Below are 21227 nucleotides of genomic sequence, written 5' to 3'. Positions count from 1 at the left end.
TGTTCGTGTTCGGGGACCATTGGAGCTCCGGCGAGTGTCGTCTTGCTTTTTCTGAACGACCGACCGGTGGTGTCTGACGGAAACGTAACGTAAAGTTTTTTGCGCAGTGAGGAGTTCCGCCGGTCAGTGAAAGAAAAAGGTAGATGACCGACAGAAGCGACCGCGTCCCCGAACACGAATACCGAAGACGAACAAGGACCGGAATAATTCTACCTTTTAAGTAGGTACCAAGATTTCAATAGGTACAAGAAATACATTACATCGGTCAAAGTAGATTCGCTTTGGCCAGTTCCCAAATATTTCTCACGCTATCCCGGTCATACTTCCGGTAGGGTTCTCCGAACCGTTCCTCCACTTTCTTCAATTCTTCCCAATCCACCAAACAAGCATGCTTCTTATGTTTTTCGTCCTTATTCACCGAAACAAAGTCGGGAATATCGCTCAAATGCCAGACATCCCACTCGTGAACAAACAAGGTGGCATTCCAATGCAGGTGTTCTCCTTTGGCCAAATTTTCAAACCGCTCGTTTCCCAAAGCCTTTACATATTCCTCTTCAGTAGACCATTGTGCAAAATCCTGAGGCGTAAGCCCGGCTAATTGTAACTTGGTATAAATATGGGAGGCAGCCGAAATATTGGTCATCTTTTTAATCGGCGACAACGCTTGCCAAGGCACCTGTTTCTCCACAGCTTTCTGTGCATTGTAATAGGCATGGATCTTCCGGGCAGTCATCTCCCGACTCTCATTGATGATAATATCTTCAGTGTAAATATTGTCGTTACTGCCATATAAACAAATTTCTTTAAAACATTCCTTCGCTTGCTGAATATAACTGTAATCTCTCGTATTATAGACATCTGTCAAAATTTTAATCTGATCGTTATCGGTTTCCCTTGAAATGAAATGCGACAATTCGACCGCAGTCTTTATATTCAATTCATCTTCTCCCAAAGCGACCAGAATGTATTTCAACCCGGCCAACTTATCTTTCAACAAATTGAAAAACTCACTACTATTCACTTCCGCCTCGTGATATTCGAGCTGATAATTCTTTAAGCCCGGATAATAATGTTCGAAAAGACCCGCCTTGCATTTCATCTCTTTATCGATAATCGTAGCCCGGAAAGTCGATCCGACAAACTGCCCCTGTTCTATCATTGCTTTCAATGCCTCACTCCCCATATTCCCAAATCCGATAATCAGCATACTGAAATCAGACAAAGCGACAGCTTTAGAAGTTTCCAGTTTCAGGGCATTCACAGGAGGATAATTCGTGATCAATTCCTGAGCCGCCAACTTAGACCGGTTAAAAATATGTACTTCGACATTCAAAGGACCGATTTTTTCTGCAAAAAGATCGATCAGTTCTTCCGAATCGGCATTCACATAAAGCCTTAATTCCTTGGGTAATAACTGCAATCGCCGGATTTCCCCGATCACTTTCAGGGACATGTGAATATTATAATCTTCATTCTCGGACAAGAAAAACATCCGGCAAACCGATTTATCGACCAATTTGGAAATCTTTAATTCGTCGAAAGCAACCTCTTCAGAAAAATCTTTTTTCAGGAACACCGCCTCTGTTTTACTGATTTTTTCAAATAAAGATTCTTTATCCCGGAGACGGGGTAAGGACAAATTTATTTTTGGGAAAGCCACCAATTTGTGTTTTACATTCTTATCGATAAAAAGAATAAAACGCTTCCTGTCTTTTTTCAGTAAATCTTCCGCCAAAGCTACAGCTCCTTCGTTCAAATCGAAAAAGATATAACTGTCTTTCGGGGTAGAGAGTTTTAATTTCAGCCAGGACAGGAATTGTTTGCCGAACAATTGCAAAACGACCAGAAAGCTGACCAGAAATGCCGCAAAGTGAATAATAGAAAAAGCGAACATATAAGTCGCGTTTGTATGCATATGATGCCTGACTTCGAGTAAATCCGAATGCAGGAAAAACATGTGAAACGTGGACAAAAAAGAACGGACCACCAAGGTTATCAGCGATTCTTTCGTCCCAGCTTCCCAATAACCGATGCAATAAATTACAAATCCTGCCAGGGCAGTCAGTGGAATCAAGCCCCAATCCCTGAACTTGTAAAACGATCGTTTATCCTTCACCAACCACAGACAACACAAAAACAACACAACGATAAATCCTGCCATTTTCAGGATTTCAAAAATCAAATTCTCCATCATATCAACCATTTAATTATTCCTCTTTCAACATCAGTTCACTTTATTGGCTTGTTCCACAAATACTACAATAAATCAGAGCGCCCGAAAGCGCTCTGTACACTTTTTTACCCCACTGTAAGAGCTTTCCTAAAACTACAGTTTAGCTCCGCATCCGCTACAAAAGAGAGCTTCAGCAGGCATCGATTTACCACATTGGGTACAAAATTTTCCTCCTGCCGGAGCAGCGGTGTTATTGTTCGTATTCCGGTAAGCTTCGCGGGCAATGGTATCGGCAGCAATCATCATCACTTTATCGTCCATTTTTGCCTGGGCAATCATCCCGGAAATCTGGGTAATCAATACCGGCCAGAACAAAAACATAGAAATCAAAGTCGGAACCGCCTGTTGTCCGAAAATCCCGACTCCGGCATCGACCCGAATCTGTTCGTTTGCCGGATAAATATGGACTTTCAATGCAGTTTTCATTCCCAATACAGCTTTAAACATATTCCCTTTCGTAATCGAGATATCATACCCACCGCTAATCAGATCCTGAGCCTGTACCTGGTAACCCTCATTAGTAAAAGTCCCGGTTATATCTTTAACTATAGCCGGAATAATCTCCGGTGAAGCAAAAAATGTCTTTGTTGATTTAAACGTTCCCATAGCCTAGCTTTTAAAGTTTTAAATCCTGAATTTCCTTGTACTGATGGATAGCATACAATACACTCATTTCTGCCAAAAGATTCTCTACCTCACTCAATTGACCGGGCGAAAGAGTCTGTTCCAATTTTTTTAATAAATTAACCACCAGATTAGCCTGATTTGTCAGCTCGTCGTCTGTTACGATCTGATCTTCCATTATTTTCCTGAATGTCGGCCGCTGAGCGACCAATTCATCGATGTTCAGTATTCCTTCTTTATCAAACAACATATTCTTTTATTTTAATTTGAAACCACAATGTTTACAATAAATCCAATCCTTTTCTAAAGGCTTTCCACAGTTAGGGCAAATCAGTCCGTCTTGTTCCAATTTTATATTTTTCAATATTCGCTGACATTGTTCTGTTTTACCCCATTTCAGAATCTCACGTACCCGAATTGCCGTAAAAGGATGAGAAGCTCCTAAAATAGCATAATTCTGTAACAATTTATCCCAAGTATTGTTTTGCAGCGTATCATAATAATCGGCTTGTTTTACAAACTCTTCGACATTCACATTTTGAGTAATCTCCCGCGGACCACCGGCTAGCCGAAGCTGTACTTCGACCACTTTCTCTATACTCCCTAAAGCGACAGCACCTGCACGATCTGCCGACAGTTCACTTCGCCTGCTCCAGTATTGCAAAGCCCAATACACCGGCATCACTGCATTTCCCAGTATTCCCATACGTTCTATATTCCTGAGTAAAGTCGAAGCCAGGGTATGGTAAAGCATGTGCCGGCAAGCGATATGTCCGCATTCGTGGGCTATAACCGAAGAGACTTCTTCATCGGTGAGGTATTCCAGCAATCCCGAAGTCACAGTCACCATCGTCCGGGTATCCCCCATCGCATAAGCATTCGGATAAGGATCCATTTCGAGATAAAACTCAGGTTCTGAAATTGAGAGCCTTTGACAAATCGGAGGCAATTTCTGATAAATTTCAGGCAGCTGAGTCGGTGAAAGCCGAATTTTATTCGCCATATTCATACCGTGCACAATCTGCTCGTCATAATAACGCATAAACAATTTCATCGCTGCTGCAAACCCAGGGATAGCTTCCATATTCCGGCGTGCAGCTTCATCTTCCGGATGAATATAATCAGCAGGTCTTACCATAACTTAACTTATTATTTTATACTAATCATATAATATTTCGAATCTTTCCAACTATCGATAAAACGATCCAAAGGATAATACCGGACAGGCTCTTCCATCGCAACATCGTAGACTTCGACCCGAGGCGGTTCCGAATAATCTATGTTACGAACGAGGACTACGTGATCGGGTATTTCCCCAATCCAGCGATCCTCGAATTCCTCCTGTTCAAGATTCCCGCTCAGCTCACCACCATCGACACAAGCAATGACATCGTGCCCTTGTTCTAACTCCCGGAACAATTCGTTTATCTCCCGGCAGAAGCGTCTCTCCACCTTCAATCCGAAACTCTCGACCAATTTTCCGATATATTTCAAAGGAGTCCCTTTCTCCTCCTCATACCAATGCTGCTTCAGCGCAATCTGTATCAGTTCCTCTTCCGTCACCTCTTTCCCTCGCTTTTGTAATACAGCAAGTTCAGAACGAATCACACACAGATTCCGACAAGACGATGCAGCAAAAAACACCGGAATATCGAGACTATTGCAAGCCACCTCGAAAGCCTCTCTCTCTTGTCCGTCATGCTGCAGGACCTGCCATATTTTCAGATTCTCCTCAGGAGTAGTATTCCCATCCAGATAAGCAGCCAAAAGCTCATCCGATAAAGAGTCCAGACGATCAAACATAATGTTCCTCCTCTCTTATTACTGCTATTAACTGTTTTACAGCCCGATGCCGGATGTTATACAAATTTTCCACAGTTACATTCATTTCCCGGGCTAACACTTTCGGGTCGAGGTCCTTTAACTCCAAATCGACCAACACCTGACGATATCGTTCATTATTCATTTTACGAATAGCATTCCAGACGTCCATCTTACTGATCAGTTCCGGTAAAAAATCAAAAACTTTCTCTTCTTCTTTTATTGGAGCCGATTGATTCCGATAATCCATCAGTACCCCTTTTCTTTTTTGAAAAAAACGTACAGCAACAACCGTCAACCAGGTCGTCAGTTTACTCCGGAAATCGAACTGCCGAAGTTTATACCAATTATCCGATTGCAAATAAAGATACAACTCGTTGATCAGCTCGTTTTTATCGAGTTGACAAGGACAAAACCGATGCAGTATATAATTGAACATCGGCGTACATTTATCAAAAAACAAATAACGGACAATCTCTTCATCACCGATAAGTAACCGATCGACTAATTCCCTATCACTAATCAGTGCGTAATCTTTTTCCTCCATATCCCATTAATCACCATAAAAAATACTCCTTATAGCACAATTTGTTTTAGTATTGCAAATATAAACATTCGTTCATTTTTCCAAAATTTTAATTTTGTAAATATCTGATTTTTCTTCTCCCGAAGCGATGATTTTTTTCTAACAAATATTTGTTTCACCGAAAATAAGCATTAAATTTGCGACCTGAAAATTTTCCTCAGGGGTACAATAAGCGGTTCATAACCCACCCCATGGTATTAACATTAAAACAACAAAACAAATGTACGCTATTGTTGAAATTGCAGGACAGCAATTTAAAGTAGAAAAAGACCGTAAGGTTTATGTTCACAGACTGGCAGCCGAAGAAGGCGCTCAGATAGAATTCGACAGTGTTCTTTTAGTGGACAATGACGGTCAGGTTAAGATCGGTACACCGAAAGTAGAAGGCGCAAAAGTTACCGCAAAAGTATTGAGCCACCTGAAAGGGGATAAAGTGATCATCTTCAAAAAGAAAAGAAGAAAAACTTTCGAAAGAAAGAACGGTCACCGTCAATATCTGACTCAGATTCAAATCGAATCTATCAACGCTTAAGCTCTGTAGAGTGATTTTATTATTTTGTAACTTCTAAATTATTAATACGATATGGCACATAAGAAAGGAGTCGGTAGTTCAAAGAACGGCCGTGAATCAGAAAGCAAACGATTAGGAGTAAAAATCTGGGGTGGACAATTTGCTAAAGCAGGAAATATCCTGGTTCGCCAAAGAGGTACTGTACATAATCCGGGTGAAAACGTAGGTATCGGTAAAGATCATACTTTATTCGCTCTGATCGACGGAACAGTTGTTTTCAGAAAGAAAAGAAACAACAAATCGTTCGTTTCAGTGGAAGCTGCTGCAGAATAAACTGAAAAGATATGAAATATTAAACTCCTGTATTCTGCCCGGATACAGGAGTTTTTTTATAATTTTACCCTTCGAAAATAAGGAATGAGTAACGATAGAAGGTGGAACGATTAACAGTCAGCTTACCCTTGAATACATTGTCCGTCTGAAATCGTAAATCTAAAATATTCAAATTATGTTGAATCTGAAATTTATCCAGGAAAATAAAGAAACCGTCATAGAGCGCCTGGCTGTAAAAAATTTTGATGCCCGTGAATCCGTTGAAAAAATCATCGCTCTCGACAACCAGCGTAAATCCTTACAACAGGAGGCAGAAGCCAAACAGGCTCAAATGAATATCATCGCCAAAGAAATCGGTAAACTGATGCAATCGGGACAAAAAGAAGCCGCAGAAAAAGCCCGCCAGGAAACGGCCGATCTGAAATCAGCTATTGCGGGATTGAATAGCCGGCGCACCGAAGTCAGCAACGAATTAACCGACATTTTGCTCCGCCTGCCCAATATGCCCCATGCCTCTGTGGCTAAAGGAAAGTCTGAAGCAGACAATGAGATCGTTAAAATTGTCGACAACATACCCCAAAAGCATGAAAACGATCTGCCCCATTGGGAACTTGCCAGGAAATATGATTTGATCGATTTCGAAACCGGTGTAAAAATCACCGGTGCCGGTTTTCCCCTGTATAAAGGCCTGGGAGCACGACTGCAACGGGCATTGATCAATTTCTTCCTGGATGAAAATATCAAAGCCGGTTATCAAGAGGTACAACCACCCCTGATGGTGAATGCCGACTCTGGCTACGGAACCGGACAGTTACCGGACAAAGACGGTCAGATGTACTATGTCAACGAAGACAATCTCTATCTGATCCCGACTGCCGAAGTTCCGGTAACCAACATTTACCGCGACGTCATTCTGGACGGAGACCAGCTACCGGTAAAAAATACCGCTTATTCCGCTTGTTTCCGCCGGGAAGCCGGTTCTTACGGCAAAGATGTAAGAGGATTGAACCGGTTACATCAATTCGATAAAGTTGAAATTGTCCAGATCACCCGTCCCGAAGTATCCTACGAGGCCCTGGAAGGTATGGTGAAACATGTGGAGAGCCTGCTGATCAAGCTAGGCCTTCCCTATCGCATCGTTCGCTTATGTGGTGGAGATATCAGTTTCACCTCTGCCCTGACTTTCGATTTTGAAGTCTATTCCAAAGCACAGGAAAAATGGTTGGAAGTCAGCTCTGTATCCAATTTCGAGGAATTCCAGGCCAACCGCTTGAAATTACGGTTCAAAGACAAGGGAGATAAGAAAACGACAACCTGCCATACGCTGAACGGAAGTTCACTGGCTCTTCCCCGGATTGTCGCTGCCTTATTGGAAAACTATCAATGCGAAGAAGGTATACGGCTACCGGAGGTGTTGCAGGGGTTTATGGGGACAGAGATGATAAATAAAAGGTAAAAAGCTAAAGGCTATAGGCTAAAAGCTGAAAGCGAGAGGGTAATAAAAAAGCTTAAGGCTAAAGGCGATAAGTGCTAAAGACAGAGCAAGGAAAGGGGCTATCTTAGAAGTTAAAAATTTGACTTCTAAGGTAGCTCCTTTATTTTTAAAGTAGGAAATAGCTGAGAAATCTGTATCTTTGTAAGCAAATGTATCGGGGGTTATGAGATTTATTGTCATTCTTTTTTTGTTGTTCACTTCTATCTGTACACTGGCTCAACAAAGTGATTCTCAATTGGCCTATACCTATTATCAAGCCAAAGAATACGATAAAGCTGCCGAAAAATTTTTGAAATTATACGAACGCACACACTCGGCAAATTTTCTGGATTATTATATTATCTGCCTGATTAATGGTAAAGAATACGACAAAGCCGAAGATACCCTGAAAAAATTACTGAAAACCGACGATAGCAATAAAGATTTTCTGATCGACCTGGGCTATATCTATCAACAACAAGGGAAAACCAATAAATCGGAGGAATGTTACGGGAAAGCAATCAAAAAAATTATTCCGCAAAATACAGCAATCATTAATCTGGCCAATAAATTTAAAAATATCCGGGAATATAGCTGGGCGATCAAGACTTATCAGCAAGGCCGGATACTTTTGAAAAAACCGGATGCCTTTCTGAAAGAATTAGGGGATTGTTATCTGATGGAAAGAGATTATGAACAGATGATGCCTCTCTTTGTCCGGTCCCTGGAACTGAATCCGGGGAGTATAAACAATATTACCGCCCAGCTAAGCTTTGCCCGTTCGAACGACATTGTTAATAGTATAGACCCGGTGATCGAAAAAACACTGAAATCCTTATGCCAGAAAACCGATTATCTCCCTGTTTTTGATGAACTGGCCGTATGGTATAATCTACAAGTCCGGAATTATCCCCAAGCGCTTCGACACGCCATATTATTAAATAACAAGTCTGAAAATAAACTACATATTTTTTTGAATATAGCTCTCGATGCGGTAAACAATAAAGCTTTTACGCAGGCCACCGAAGCTTACCAAAAGATTCTCGGCAAAGGCAAAGAGAACAATTCGTTTTACCTTCCGGCCCGTAAAGGTATATTGACTTGCCGGTATGAACAACTCCGGCAAAGTCCTGCCGAACGTTCGGACTACCTGCAGATAGCCGGTAATTGTGAGAAATATATGCAGGAATTCGGCTATACCCCGACCAATATAGACATCCTCTCATTATTGGCCGAGCTATATGCCTATCGGCTCCAACAACCCGATTCGGCCGATCGCTTGCTCGATAAAGCCATCCGGATACCAAGGTTAAATCCCAACACGTTGAGTCAGTTGAAATCCCAAAGAGCCGATCTGTTGACTTTTATGGACAATCCCTGGGAAGCGACTATTCTATATACCCAGCTTGAAAAGGCAAATCCGAACAATGACATCGGGTATGAGGCCAAACTGAAAAAGGCAATGTTAGCCTATTATGCAGGCGACCTCCTGTGGGCAAAAGCTCAGTTCGATGTATTAAAAGGAGCAACAAGTAAGCTGATCTCTAACGATGCTATCCAAATGTCCCATTTCATCCATATGAATTATGAGGCAGAAGGGGATAACCGGGATTTAGAAAAAATGGGACGCACAGAATATCTGCTTTATAAACAACAGTTTCAAGAAGTTCTCCCCCGATTGGACAGCCTGATCGGGCACTGTTCGCCGGGTATCTCCGATTACGCCACCCTGCAAAAAGCCCGGTCGCTCTGCGCATGTTTCCAGGATGAAGAGGCTGCCAAGTTACTAAGCGAATTAAAAGATCGTTCGGAACAAGTATATATCAAGGCCGAAGCTTTATTCCAACTTGCCGGTCTGAAGAGAAAACAAAAAGAACTGCAACAAGCGAAAGAATTGTATCGGTTACTCGTCACCGATTATTCGGGTAGTGTTTACAGTATTGAAGCAGCCAAACTCTACCGGGATCTGGAAGCCGGAGAACAAACAGAGGTAAATAACCTTTAAAACGAATTTTATGCGAATCATTTACAATACCAGTTTTATCATCGATGAAGACATCGAAACAGCATGGATCGGTTTTATCCGGAAGAACTATATTTCCGTACTTCAGACCAACCGCCTTTGTGAAGATATTATCTTCACCAAAGTATCGATCGATCAGCCCGAAGGTAAAACTTATTCCTTACAGTTGGTTTTCAATTCCGAAGAACAACAAAACCACTTTTTGGATGAATGGCTGCCGGATATAGAAAAAAAGATTATCCAAATTTTTTCTAATCGGTATTTATGCTTTAGTAGTATATTGACAGAAATCTAAAGTTATGGAAAAATTAATTATGGGAATCGACCCCGGTACCAACTTTATGGGATATGCGATCATCAAAGTATTCGGAAAAAACCAAAAACCGGAATTAGTAGTATCGGGAATTGTAGATATGATTAAAATTACAGACCCTTATATCAAACTTCAGCGGATATTCAGCCGTACCCTACAAGTGATCGATAGTTATCAACCGGATGAACTGGCGATAGAAGCTCAGTTTTATGGAAAGAACGTTCAATCCATGCTAAAACTCGGCCGGGCTCAAGGGGTTGCTATTGCAGCTGCTCTCCAAAGAGATATCCCCATTTTCGAATATGCTCCACGGAAGATTAAAATGAGTGTTACCGGTTCGGGAACCGCCTCAAAAGAACAAATCGCCCTTTTACTAGGTAAGTTTATGACTTTACACACCACCTCAGAAATGCTGGACGAAACAGATGCTATTGCTATCGCTTATTGTCATTATCTGCAAAGTTGTAATCCGCTGACTTCAGCAGGGCATACCTGTAAATCCTGGAACGATTTCATCAAGAAGAATCCGGATAAACTAGTCTGAGCAATCTTATTTTTCAGCTTTCCGGCATATTGATCTATCTCATAAGATACGAAAGGAAGACCAGCGAACTTTTACTTATCAATTACCTCCATATAATTAAACAGATAAAGTCATCAAAAAACGTAGGTTCATTTTTTTTCTTTCTATTCCGATTCCGGGTTTTATACCGTCAGACCGGCTCACCTCTATCGGATTATGGATAATTGGGTTATTTTATCGGAAAATCTTTTTTTGCTGAAATTTATGGTTTTCAGGTTCGGTTTAGCTTGCCAGGCAGTGATAACGTAAGTCGGAGGTGTTCGTGTTCGGGGACCATTGGAGCTCTGGCGAGTGTCGTCTTGCTTTTTCTGAACGACCGACCGGTGGTGTCTGACGAGCCTGCGAGGAGTTCCGCCGGTCAGTGAAAGAAAAAGCTAGATGACCGACAGAAGCGACCGCGTCCCCAAACACGAACACCGAAGACGAGTAAGTAACAGAATAATTCTACGTTTTCTCAGGAACAATGGAGAAAAGAAGAACAAACTTTAATTCGCTCCTTCTCCAATTCTCAGGTTGTAAGTATAAACACCACCGCCTAATACGCATTTACCATCTTTATTTTCCAGCATGATCAGGATACCTTTGCATGTGATTCGATATGCCTTTTTGGCATTCATTTTAAATAAATGGTAAAATCATGTCCTTAATAGACAGTTTAAAAAAAGATATTCACTATATAGAAAGCTTAAATAGTTGTATGAACTGTGGAGTTTGTACAGCTATTTGCCCTTCTGCCGAATTTTACAATTATGATCCCCGAATAATAGCCGACACAGTCCAACGCCAGGACGAAGAGAGTATCGAAGGGTTACTGAAATCCGATACGATTTGGTATTGCGGAGAATGTATGTCGTGCAAAACCCGTTGTCCACGCTGTAATACACCCGGCGGAATCATCATGGCACTACGCAGATTATCACAGGAAAAAGGATGGTTTACCGAATCTGAAAAAGGACGTCAGCAATTTGCCCTGAAAAGAATATTAGGAAATAACATACTGAATTACGGCTATTGCGTCACTCCCGATATTGTGAAACCGGAAATGCATCCGGAACAAGGTCCTGTCTGGGAATGGATTTATGAACACCGCGACGAGGTATACGAACGAACACATTCGAATTACAAACAAACGGGAGCCGGCGCCTTAAGAAAAGTCGACGACGACTCGCTCAACGAACTGAAACAAATCTTCGAAGTAACCGGAGGATCGGAATTCATGGAGAATATCGAAACCTATTCCCTCCAAAAAGCCGAGGAAGAAGGGATGGACCCGGAAAGTTATTTTCTGCATACTTATACGGATAACAATGGGAGACATGGGGGGAGGTAAAAAGCGAAAGGCTAGAAGCTAGAGGCTAGAAAGAAAGAAGGGAAAAAAGAGAGAAAAGGAGAAATACAGAAAGAGGAAAAAGAAATGAATCTGGAAGGTAAACAACAAATATGGAATGATTATCAGAAAGAGATTGCTGATGATCGGTATTATTATGCGAGAAGTTGTATTCGTCAGACTTTTTTTCCAGGGTCCGAATGGGCTTATCTGGATATACTGAATAATAAATTGGGAAAAACTGTTCTCGACGATCCGCGACACACGACTTGCACAGGTATCGGTTATCATTCCGATGTCGTACCGATCGAGACTATCATGACCGTCGTCGCCCGTCATTTTGCTTTGATGACTGAAGCCGGATTCGAAAATATGACTCCCTCCTGCATTACTTCTTTCGGTATTTATACAGAAATCCTGCATACCTGGGAGACTCATCCCGAATGGGAAGAAAAGACCCGGGAATTTTTATGGAAAGCAACGAAACGGGAATTCCAAAAGCCGAAGAACCTGGCACATACTTCCGATGTCATCTATAAATTCAGAAATGAAATTGCAGCTCAGAAAAAATATAGTCTGGTAGATATACACACCGGACGCCCTTTGCAAGTAGTCGACCACATCGGTTGTCATTACGCTAAAATGTTTCCCAGCAAAGGCATCGGGGGGGCAGAATTTCCTGCTGTATTGTCGGGAATGGTCTCCGCTTGGGGAGGCCAACCGGTCGACTACCCCGAAAGACGACACTGTTGCGGATTCGGTTTCCGGAATTACCTGGTATTAGCCAACCGGGGATTCTCTGTCGCAAATTCGAAAAAGAAATTCGAATCCATGCAACCCTATGAACCGGACTTTATTATTACCAATTGCCCGGGTTGTGCCATGTTTCTGGACAAGTGGCAATACACCATCAGTGAAATGGAAGGTACCACTTACGGTCCGGATGGTTACGGTATCCCTGTTCTGACCTATGAAGAAGTGGCGGCTTTGGTTTTAGGATACGATCCCTGGGAGATCGGCCTGCAAATGCATCAGGTCAGCGTCGAGCCTCTATTGGATAAAATGGGTATCCGGTATGATCCGGAGGCCAAATATAAAAATGTCCGGGGAGAAGATATGGGACATCCCCAGTGTCCTACTTATCTCAAAGTCTGATCTGCCCCACCCCATTGAAACAACTGAATATAAAATGAAAAAAGAATCATATGTGTGTTATTATTATAGGTGCAGGACCCGCAGGATGTGAGGCAGCCTACCGGCTGGTTCAGTCAGGTGAAACGGTCGAATTGATCGAAAAAGAAAGCGAAACCGGAGGGAATTTGAACAACTGGTATCAACTTTTCCCCGATCGGAAACAAGCTCGTGATCTGAATCAAAGTCTCCGCAAAAATATCCAGCACCCTGATATTCACCTCCATTTGGGAAGTCATCCGGTCAAAATTTTACGGACCGAAAATAATAAATTCACACTGGAACTGAGCGACGGAGCCTTATTAAAAGGAGATGCCCTATTGGTCACCAGTGGCTTCCGCCTGTTTAACGCCCGCCGGAAAGAAGAATATGGGTATGGTATCTACGAAAATGTGATCACTTCCGTAGAACTGGAAAATTTCTTCATCAATCATCACATAGCCACCTCTACCGGTCAAATTCCCAAACGAATCGGACTGATTCATTGTGTAGGCTCGAGAGACGAAAAGATTTGTAATTACCACTGTTCCAAACTCTGTTGTGTAACAGCGGTCAAACAAGCCATCGAACTTCGTGAGATGTTGCCGGAAACCGAAATTCTATGTTTTTATATGGATATGCGGATGTTCGGTCCGGGATATGAGGAACTCTACCGGGAAGCTCAGGAGAAATACAACATCAAATTTGTACGGGGACGTTTATCGGAAGCTTCTGAAAACAAAGAGAAACAATTGCTTATTAAAGTCGAGGATACACTGGTGGGTAAACCTTTGAAGATGACCCTCGATCTGATGGTGCTGATGGTAGGTATGGAACCATCCGAAGGCAGCACACAGCTCGCCTCGATGCTAGGCCTCGACACTGCTCCCAATGGCTTTATCCGGGTCGGAGATCCCCATACGGGAACCAACCGAACCAACCAGCCAGGCATTTTTATCGCCGGATGCAGCTCCTCTCCCATGAACCTGACCGACACCCTGACCGATGCACGTTCTGCAGCGATCACTATCGGAGAATATCTGAAACATAGCGAAAACAAGCATTAATCTTTGAAGCTGAACTTTTATGAACTTTTGGGGTTTTTCAATATCTGAAGCGCGGGTTATCGATTATGATAAAAATGATAAAAGTCTGGTAACAGCCATGACGGCCGACGTACCCAGCACCAAGCTCTGTATCGGATGCGGAGGATGTACGGCCACTTGTACCGCCGGCAACCTGACCGAATTCAATATCCGTAAACTGCAAATGCTGGTGAAGCGAGGAGAAACCAAAGAGGTCGGTGACCACCTCCAAAAATGTATGTTGTGTGGAAAATGTCTGCTGGTTTGTCCACGGGGAGTAGATACCCGGCACATGATCCTAAGCCTGCTCAAATATATAAACAGCCTTTAGCTTATAGCTTTGTAGCCTTTAGCTTATAGCTTTTTACTTTTTACCTTTTACTTTTTTTAATTATGTATTACGATCCCTTTGTACTTCCTTTCACTATCGGTCTGAATATCCTCCTGATTTATCTGGTCATCAAATATGCCCGTTGGATTCGTACCTTCTCCACCGAAGACAAACGAACTATCCGGCGGAATGTTTTCAGTCTGAAAACCCTGAAAGCCGGTAAAGAAGTATTTCTGGAAAGTCTTGTACATCATAAAATCTTCCGCACCAATCCTTTTCTGGGGTATATGCACATGTGTTTCGGATTAGGGTGGTTTTTGCTGATCGTTGTGGGTAAAATCGAGTCGTTGGTATACCATACCAGTATTTTCAACCCACCTTATTTTGCCATATTTTTCCGCTATTTTCATCCGGCACAGGAAACATTTCCCTATAGCAACACTTTTGCTTTCCTGATGGATCTGATCTTGTTGATGATCCTCTCCGGGTTAACCCTGGCTTTCCTGAAACGAATGTATTCCAAAGCACTCGGTCTGAAAAAGACGACCAACCATCGTCCTTTCGACTTACTCATCCTCACGGTATTGTGGTTAATATTCCCTCTTCGCTTTCTGGCCGAGAGCTTTACCAGTGGAGTACGCGGAGGAGGTAGTTTTCTGACTCATTCGGCAGGTAATTTCTTCGACACTTTCTTACCGATCGAATCGCTTGCCTACCCGGCCTGGTGGGCCTATTCTTCGGCTTTGGGTCTTTTCTTCCTGCTTCTTCCCTTTTCCCGGTATATGCATATCCCGACAGAAATCGTTTATATTTTTCTGAAAAACTGGGGAATGAAACAAGGACGCAAATTTACTGCAATCAGCCAATTTCAGTTATATTCCTGTTCACGCTGTGGAATTTGCATCGATCAATGCCAACTGGGCTCTGTTTTGAATATGAAAGACACTCAACCGGTGTACTACCTGAAAAAAATTCGCCATCACAAAGCCTATGCCGCACAGACCGACAATTGTCTGATGTGCGGACGGTGTGAATCCGCTTGTCCGGTCGATTTGAAATTGAATGCCTTAAGACTTAGCCAACGTTCAGACTATACCCGGATAACCAAATCCAGTTATGAATATGTTCCAGGGACCGCCTTCCAATCAGCTAAAATAGCCTATTTTGCCGGTTGCATGGGGCATTTGACTCCAGGAGTGATCCGTTCCATGCAAACCATTTTTACCAAGGCCCATGCCGACTATACTTTCATTGACGAAAAGGAAGGAGTATGTTGCGGAAGGCCAGCCTTGTTATCTGGAAATCACAATGCCGCTTCAGCCATTATGGAAAAAAACAAAGCTATCCTAAAAAATTCCGGTGCTGAAATACTGGTAACCTCCTGTCCCATCTGTTATAAAACTTTTAAGGAAGACTATAACCTTTCCATCAAAGTCATGCACCACACCGAATACCTGCAGTCGCTCATACGACACAATCAGTTGAAAATCCATCCAAGCGAACAAAAAACCGTATTCCACAATCCCTGTGAATTAGGACGCGGAACAGATGTATATGCTGCACCTGATGAAGTATTAAAAGCCGTGAGTCATAAACTGGCAACTGCCTACGATGGAAAAAAATCACTCTGTTGCGGAGGTTCCCTGGCTAATATTCATATCACTGCCCAGCAACGCACCCAACTCAGCCAAAATGCCATCGACCGTTATCTGACTTACCGACCCGACCTGATCGTGACAGCTTGTCCGTTATGTAAAAAAACTTTCGCTAAAACCGAGAAACCCGTGCCCGTAAAAGATATTGCCGAAGTAGTTGCAGAAAGTCTGGGATAACTGAGGGAACAAAATCCAAATAATTATACAGCCCTGGCCGAAAAAGGTCAGGGCTGTGTGCATAACTACCGGAACAGGCCGGTTTGGTTTGGAAATATTCCCGTTGTTTTAAGAGTTTGCCTCCAATAGTTTGCGGAGATTTTCCGCACAACCGGGAACAGAGGGTTTCATGTATGATATTTCCACTATTTTTCCGTTTTTGTCGATAAGCATGAAACGGGGGATAAATTCAATAGCATATTTTTTATAGAAATAGGAATCCGTACCGCCTTCCACGATAAATTGTTTCCAGGCAGACTGGTCTTTCGCAACCATTTTTTCCCATCCTTTCGCTTTCGTATCTACGGATATGCTGATGAACTCTATCCTGTCGTCATTCATAAACTGTTTGTGAAGGGTTGCCACGTGAGGTATTTCCGCCTTACAGGGGGCACACCAGGTAGCCCAAACGTCGATATAGACCATTTTGCCCCGGAAATCGGAGAGGCGGACCTTGTGGCCTGCCGTATCCACCATTTCGAAGTCGGGCGCTTCTATCCCGTTTCGAATTTTAAAATAGTTCAATACCACATTCAACCTGTCGCGATTGGCGGCAATCAATACAGGATCCGTGCATACAGAGGCGTATTTATCGAAAAGGACTTGTAATTCAGGGCTTTTTTCCCCCGACAATTTCCATTTCATATATGACGACAAGTGTTCGTTGCGAATCTGCTCATCTTTAATCAATTTAACCGCCACATCGAAATAACACATAGAGCGCTCTTTGGCATCCGTTATGTTCTGTTTATCAAGGTTCCAATTGATGACCTGCGACACGACATTGTAATCAGCATGTTTTCGGTCGCTCAGGTCGATACCGTCCATAAAGGCAGCAAAGTCCTTATCCTCTTTCAATTTGTCCGGAGCCGAACGATAACAAGTGTTATAGTATTCAAATCCGGTGTAAAACGGAAAGACACTTTTCAGGCTCTCTCCCCGGGCTTTCAGTTCTTTATCCGATACTTTTTCCAATTTGTCAGCAAGCGGATCGAGAGCAGCGAGAATCCTCTCCTGAAATTCTTTAAAAGGGAGGTGTTTTCCTGTAAGTAATTTATTCTGCAATTGTTGGAGCTGTTGCTAAATGAACTGATAATCATTCTCAGCCGCGTAATCTCCCTTGAAGACAGCTTTCCAATTTTCGGCATCCCGGATGTCGAGGTTTATTTCCAATTGACTGCCAGGGCGCATAAAAAGCAGCAATTGTTGTTGCCCCACAGTCAGGGCATCCGCCACACATTCTGCACTTTCATAGGTGAAATTACCGTTTTTAGCAACCGCTACAGTGTCGGTCTGTCTTTGTTTTCCTTTATAATAGGATACAGTGATTTTTTCACCGATATAACCTTTTATTTTTCCTTTGATAGCGTTTTGAGCCGATGCTAAAGCAACAGCTCCACCAAGTAACAGAAAAAGCAATATGTATTTTTTCATGGCATACTTATTTTAGACATTCGATGATTTTGTTTTCAAGCTCCTGGCCCCGGAGGTCTTTGGCTATGATCTTGCCGGAAGGATCAATCAATACGGTATGGGGAATCGGTCCTATGACGTATTTCTTCACCGCTTCCCGGGAAGCGTCACGCAGTTGTATCCAATTCATCCCCAAGTCACCGACTTTTTGCTGCCAGGCTTTTTTGTCCTCATCGATAGAGATACCGACAATTTCCAGGCCTTTTGCCCGATAGTCGCGATACAGTTTTTTAAGGGAAGGCATTTCTTCACAACAGGGTTTACACCAGGATGCCCAAAAGTCAAGCAATACGTATTCTTTACCTTTCACACAGTCGGAGAGGCGGATTTGTTTCCCTTGCAAGTCCTCGCCAGTGAAATCCGGGAAAGGTTGTCCGATGGCCGCAGCCTTAAAGATGTTGACACGCTCGACGATCTGTTGCATTAAGGGGAGACGGAGGGTTTCGGCATTGGCTCTTTCGACCACATCCACCAAAAGTCGATCAGGCAATCCCATGATTTCCATCAACAGACTCTGTCCTGCCGGATTATTGACATTTTCCTTGACAAATTCAAGGGAAAGCAAGCGCATTTCCCGTAGGTAAGCCCGATTCTGTTTGTCCAAGGAGTCCAAAGCCGCCCTTTCCTGTTCAGTATCACCGCGGAGGAGTCCCATCTGGCGGTTGTTTGCCTGCATTTTATTCATGGGAACATACCAACGCGTCAGGTGCTGTTGCAACAGGTCGTTGTTGGGGGTTCCGGCAATGGTTACGGTATTATCGGCCTGGAGTGCGATATGTATTTGTCCATCCTCCAAGATGAATTGGGCACCCCATGCCGGCTTTCCGTTTTCCATGATGCTCAACATAGCCGTCTGGGGAAGCACAGAGGATAGTTCCATCCGGAACTTACCACCACAAACGAGTGCCGAATCCAATATACGGGGTTTCATCGTTTCATTGTCCAACACTTGTAAATAAAGCTGTTTCCCTTCCTGTTCCGACAGCATGCCTGTTCCATTGATCACGCAAGCGGAATGCTGGCAGGCCAAACAAAACAGTGCCAGCAATATATTCAATCCTATGATTTTCATGTGTTTATTCTTTAGTATACATTTTGTTTAATGACGCCATCCGATATTTCTATCTCGTTTTCACTGATAGGCAGGGCATATTTTCTCGAATTTTTCTCCAAGGTATAAGTAATCGGCTCTTCTTTGTCGAAAATAGTCGTGGCATTGATTTTATAGAATTTGCGTGTAACAATTTCCACATCATCATACGTTTCCTCGTTGTTATTCAAACGACGCATGTCGAACCAACGCTGAGAGAAAGGCATTTCACGTCTTCTTTCCTGCAAGATTTTCGTTACTGCTTCTTTGACATTACCGGCTTTCAATTCCACCCAATCGCCGGGCACCATACGTTTCGCCCGTAAGGCATTTACCGTTTCCATGGCCCGGCTGTACTCGCCGAGACGTGCCTGGCATTCTGCCTTAATCAGATACATTTCCGCCGTAGTCGGTCCGCTGAGGACGTGACTCATGGAAAAGAACACGTAAGCCGGATAAGAATAAGAAGACCAAAACATGACCTCTGCAGCATCTTCTACAAAATGATAACGATAACGCAGGTCATGTTCTTTGTCCTCGTAAGCATCCAAAAGGCTTTGGGAAGGGAAATAAGTCATTACCGCATTCCCACTGGTCAAATACCTCATATAGAGCGATTCTTTCCAAGCGATACGTTTGGTATAAGTCTGCACATCCCAATCGAATGTTGAGGGCAAGTATACCCCTTGTTCAAAGACATCCTTGTTCATTTCAGAGTTGTAATCAACCAATACATCATATTCTTTCAATACATTTTCGGCATATTTTAAAGCCTGCTCATATCGGTTACGATTCAAGTAATAACGGGCCGCAAAACCGTTTATTGCTGCCGTATTGGCACGCCAGTGTTTGTTTTGTCCGTTCTGTACCAAAGCAGTAGAGCATTTCAAGGCTTCCTGCAAATCCGATTCGATGAAACGGTAAGTCTCCTCGATGGTGGCACGGGCGGCTGCTTCTTCAAAGCTGGTGGACTTTTTCAAAGGCACTCCCGGCTCAGAAGCATTGGCTGCCGTATAAGGTAAAGCGTATGTATTCACCAAATTCCAATGGCTGTACGCCCGGATGAAATGAGCTTCCGCTTTCAGGCGCGCTTTGTCTTCGCCCGTCCCTTCTATATTATCCAAGGATTGCAATACCACATTGGCACGAAATATCTTACTGTATTCACCCGATTTGTAGCCGTCACCACCCCAGAAAGGGTCGTTTTTCTTAGCCAGATTTTCATAGTCTCCAAGGTAGGTTTGCAGGATAGCATCCGGTCCGGGGAAGAACATCGGTTGTCCCTGATACAACTCGACCGGGAATTCCCAATCGTCGTGACCACAGAAAGCCGCCCGGTTGGGTTCTTCGCAAAAATCGGTATAATTGGCAAGCAGGGCATCCAATTGTTCGGTATGTGTAATAGGCAGACGGGTGCTTTTGGATGGCTGTTCATCCAAAAAGTCATTACATGCCCAGAAAGAAACGGTGAGCAATACCGCTCCTATGATTTGATTCAATTGTACAGTCACTCTTTTCATAACGTTTCGTTTAAAAATCTAATTTGAATCAAAAAGTATATTGGGGCTGCAAACGCATGGTTCCCAGAGGCGTTTCAGGATCTTCATCGTATTTATTATTGGTGATGACAAAGAGATTGTTTGCCTGAGCATAAACCTTCAATCCTTTCAATCCGACTTTGGCAAGTGCTTTCTCCGGCACGTTGTAGCTTAAGTTGACCTCCTGCAAACGGACATGATTGGCTTTATCCGTCAAGTAATTCAGGTTAGGATAATAAGTAAACCATGAACCATAGGAAGATTCTTCTTCATTTTGCGGCAAAGGCAACATTTTCATCGGATCACAATTCAATACTTCCGCATACCTGGCATTGGGCAGGGGTTTTGAATCCGCCGCCGGATAGTTGAAAGAATGATGGCGGAAAACATGACCGAATTTGCCGGTAATGATGAACGAAAAGTCGAAATCGCCTACTTTGAAATAGTTGGAAAAACCCATCGTATAGGGAGCTACTTTCGTCCCCATATCCAACATATAATCCAAAGGCTCTCCGGCTGGCCAACCGTCTGAAAAAGCATAAAAAGCGTCTGCATTTTCACCTTGTATCACAGGCTGCCAATCAGGCGTTTCCTCCGTACCCATATTGCGGAGGCCCGCATATTTGTATGCCGAAGTTACGAAAAGAGTGTAATTTATTGGAAATGAGCGTAGGTTAATTACTCTTGATAGTAATAGGTTACGATTTAGTTAGTTATCTAATGCATTATCCTTCTGCGCATTGCGTAACCTTCAAAGAATTCTTCGTATGCAAAAGTAGCTATTTAATCCGAGATTTTGAAATAAACTCCCTGATTTTTTATTCTCTCATTCATAAGTTTT

The 21227-nt window shown here is 43.0% G+C and carries 22 protein-coding genes; 11 read left to right on the top strand and 11 right to left on the bottom strand.

The annotated features are described in order from the left end of the window. Positions 1-265: 265 nt before the first annotated feature. The 6 genes from AC5RDS_RS09705 to AC5RDS_RS09680 all read right to left on the bottom strand — a co-directional run bounded on the left by AC5RDS_RS09705 (position 266) and on the right by AC5RDS_RS09680 (position 5225). Positions 266-2194, bottom strand: coding sequence for a Rossmann-fold NAD(P)-binding domain-containing protein (locus AC5RDS_RS09705; protein WP_140398519.1), 1929 nt, complete (start codon positions 2192-2194; stop codon positions 266-268). 132 nt (positions 2195-2326) lie between these two features. Then, positions 2327-2839 (bottom strand): zinc ribbon domain-containing protein, encoded by a 513-nt coding sequence (locus AC5RDS_RS09700; RefSeq protein ID WP_013610769.1) that lies wholly within the window; start codon positions 2837-2839, stop codon positions 2327-2329. 10 nt (positions 2840-2849) lie between these two features. Then, the gene (locus tag AC5RDS_RS09695) at positions 2850-3107 is read right to left on the bottom strand and encodes a hypothetical protein (RefSeq protein ID WP_013610768.1); all 258 of its coding nucleotides are present in this window, start codon (positions 3105-3107) and stop codon (positions 2850-2852) included. Between the two features lie 6 nt (positions 3108-3113). Then, positions 3114-3995 carry a M48 family metallopeptidase gene (locus AC5RDS_RS09690; RefSeq protein WP_013610767.1) on the bottom strand — a complete coding sequence of 294 codons (882 nt, stop codon included), beginning with the start codon at positions 3993-3995 and terminating at the stop codon, positions 3114-3116. An 11-nt stretch (positions 3996-4006) separates the two neighbouring features. Beyond that, positions 4007-4660: a cysteine peptidase family C39 domain-containing protein gene (locus AC5RDS_RS09685; protein ID WP_013610766.1), complete on the bottom strand. Its 654-nt coding sequence runs from the start codon at positions 4658-4660 to the stop codon at positions 4007-4009. Continuing rightward, the gene (locus AC5RDS_RS09680) at positions 4653-5225 is read right to left on the bottom strand and encodes an RNA polymerase sigma factor (protein ID WP_013610765.1); all 573 of its coding nucleotides are present in this window, start codon (positions 5223-5225) and stop codon (positions 4653-4655) included. Before AC5RDS_RS09680 ends, AC5RDS_RS09685 begins: the two co-directional genes overlap by 8 nt. Positions 5226-5484: 259 nt before the next feature. Here AC5RDS_RS09680 and rplU point away from each other — a divergent pair, with 259 nt between their 5' ends. The 11 genes from rplU (at position 5485) to AC5RDS_RS09625 (ending at position 16246) form a co-directional block, all read left to right on the top strand. Further along, complete coding sequence (gene rplU / locus AC5RDS_RS09675) at positions 5485-5796, top strand: 50S ribosomal protein L21 (RefSeq protein WP_013610764.1); 312 nt, start codon at positions 5485-5487, stop codon at positions 5794-5796. A gap of 51 nt (positions 5797-5847) precedes the next feature. After that, positions 5848-6108: a 50S ribosomal protein L27 gene (rpmA, locus tag AC5RDS_RS09670; RefSeq protein WP_013610763.1), complete on the top strand. Its 261-nt coding sequence runs from the start codon at positions 5848-5850 to the stop codon at positions 6106-6108. Between the two features lie 175 nt (positions 6109-6283). Next, complete coding sequence (gene serS / locus AC5RDS_RS09665; protein ID WP_175316048.1) at positions 6284-7564, top strand: serine--tRNA ligase; 1281 nt, start codon at positions 6284-6286, stop codon at positions 7562-7564. A 202-nt stretch (positions 7565-7766) separates the two neighbouring features. Beyond that, positions 7767-9587 carry a tetratricopeptide repeat protein gene (locus tag AC5RDS_RS09660; RefSeq protein ID WP_494222321.1) on the top strand — a complete coding sequence of 607 codons (1821 nt, stop codon included), beginning with the start codon at positions 7767-7769 and terminating at the stop codon, positions 9585-9587. A 10-nt stretch (positions 9588-9597) separates the two neighbouring features. Then, a complete protein-coding gene (locus AC5RDS_RS09655) occupies positions 9598-9900 on the top strand; it encodes a DUF4286 family protein (RefSeq protein WP_013610760.1) in 303 nt (100 codons plus the stop codon). A 4-nt stretch (positions 9901-9904) separates the two neighbouring features. Beyond that, entirely contained in the window at positions 9905-10462 is a 558-nt protein-coding gene (gene ruvC, locus AC5RDS_RS09650) for a crossover junction endodeoxyribonuclease RuvC (RefSeq protein WP_013610759.1), read from the top strand. A gap of 676 nt (positions 10463-11138) precedes the next feature. Continuing rightward, on the top strand, positions 11139-11831 hold the full coding sequence (locus tag AC5RDS_RS09645; RefSeq protein ID WP_013610758.1) for a 4Fe-4S dicluster domain-containing protein: 693 nt from the start codon (positions 11139-11141) through the stop codon (positions 11829-11831). 84 nt (positions 11832-11915) lie between these two features. Beyond that, positions 11916-12983 (top strand): heterodisulfide reductase-related iron-sulfur binding cluster, encoded by a 1068-nt coding sequence (locus AC5RDS_RS09640; RefSeq protein ID WP_046402639.1) that lies wholly within the window; start codon positions 11916-11918, stop codon positions 12981-12983. Between the two features lie 50 nt (positions 12984-13033). Beyond that, the gene (locus AC5RDS_RS09635) at positions 13034-14065 is read left to right on the top strand and encodes an FAD-dependent oxidoreductase (protein ID WP_046402637.1); all 1032 of its coding nucleotides are present in this window, start codon (positions 13034-13036) and stop codon (positions 14063-14065) included. A gap of 19 nt (positions 14066-14084) precedes the next feature. After that, positions 14085-14414 carry a 4Fe-4S dicluster domain-containing protein gene (locus AC5RDS_RS09630; protein ID WP_046402635.1) on the top strand — a complete coding sequence of 110 codons (330 nt, stop codon included), beginning with the start codon at positions 14085-14087 and terminating at the stop codon, positions 14412-14414. 62 nt (positions 14415-14476) lie between these two features. Further along, positions 14477-16246: a (Fe-S)-binding protein gene (locus AC5RDS_RS09625; protein WP_175315465.1), complete on the top strand. Its 1770-nt coding sequence runs from the start codon at positions 14477-14479 to the stop codon at positions 16244-16246. Positions 16247-16354: 108 nt separating this feature from the next. Here the strand turns inward: AC5RDS_RS09625 and AC5RDS_RS09620 are convergent, their stop codons facing one another. Genes AC5RDS_RS09620 through AC5RDS_RS09600 form a run of 5 tightly spaced genes read right to left on the bottom strand, consistent with a single transcriptional unit; the run spans position 16355 to position 20990 of the window. After that, positions 16355-17350, bottom strand: a complete 996-nt coding sequence (locus AC5RDS_RS09620) for a TlpA family protein disulfide reductase (RefSeq protein ID WP_118104122.1) — start codon at positions 17348-17350, stop codon at positions 16355-16357. Between the two features lie 15 nt (positions 17351-17365). Then, positions 17366-17719 (bottom strand): DUF4369 domain-containing protein, encoded by a 354-nt coding sequence (locus AC5RDS_RS09615; protein ID WP_046402823.1) that lies wholly within the window; start codon positions 17717-17719, stop codon positions 17366-17368. 7 nt (positions 17720-17726) lie between these two features. Then, the gene (locus AC5RDS_RS09610) at positions 17727-18830 is read right to left on the bottom strand and encodes a TlpA disulfide reductase family protein (protein WP_046402822.1); all 1104 of its coding nucleotides are present in this window, start codon (positions 18828-18830) and stop codon (positions 17727-17729) included. 11 nt (positions 18831-18841) lie between these two features. Further along, the gene (locus AC5RDS_RS09605) at positions 18842-20368 is read right to left on the bottom strand and encodes a RagB/SusD family nutrient uptake outer membrane protein (RefSeq protein ID WP_118104124.1); all 1527 of its coding nucleotides are present in this window, start codon (positions 20366-20368) and stop codon (positions 18842-18844) included. Positions 20369-20396: 28 nt separating this feature from the next. Beyond that, complete coding sequence (locus AC5RDS_RS09600; protein ID WP_046402820.1) at positions 20397-20990, bottom strand: hypothetical protein; 594 nt, start codon at positions 20988-20990, stop codon at positions 20397-20399. Positions 20991-21227: the final 237 nt, after the last annotated feature.

Source organism: Odoribacter sp. (assembly GCF_985060555.1).
This window is presented reverse-complemented; position numbering and strand designations above follow the sequence as displayed.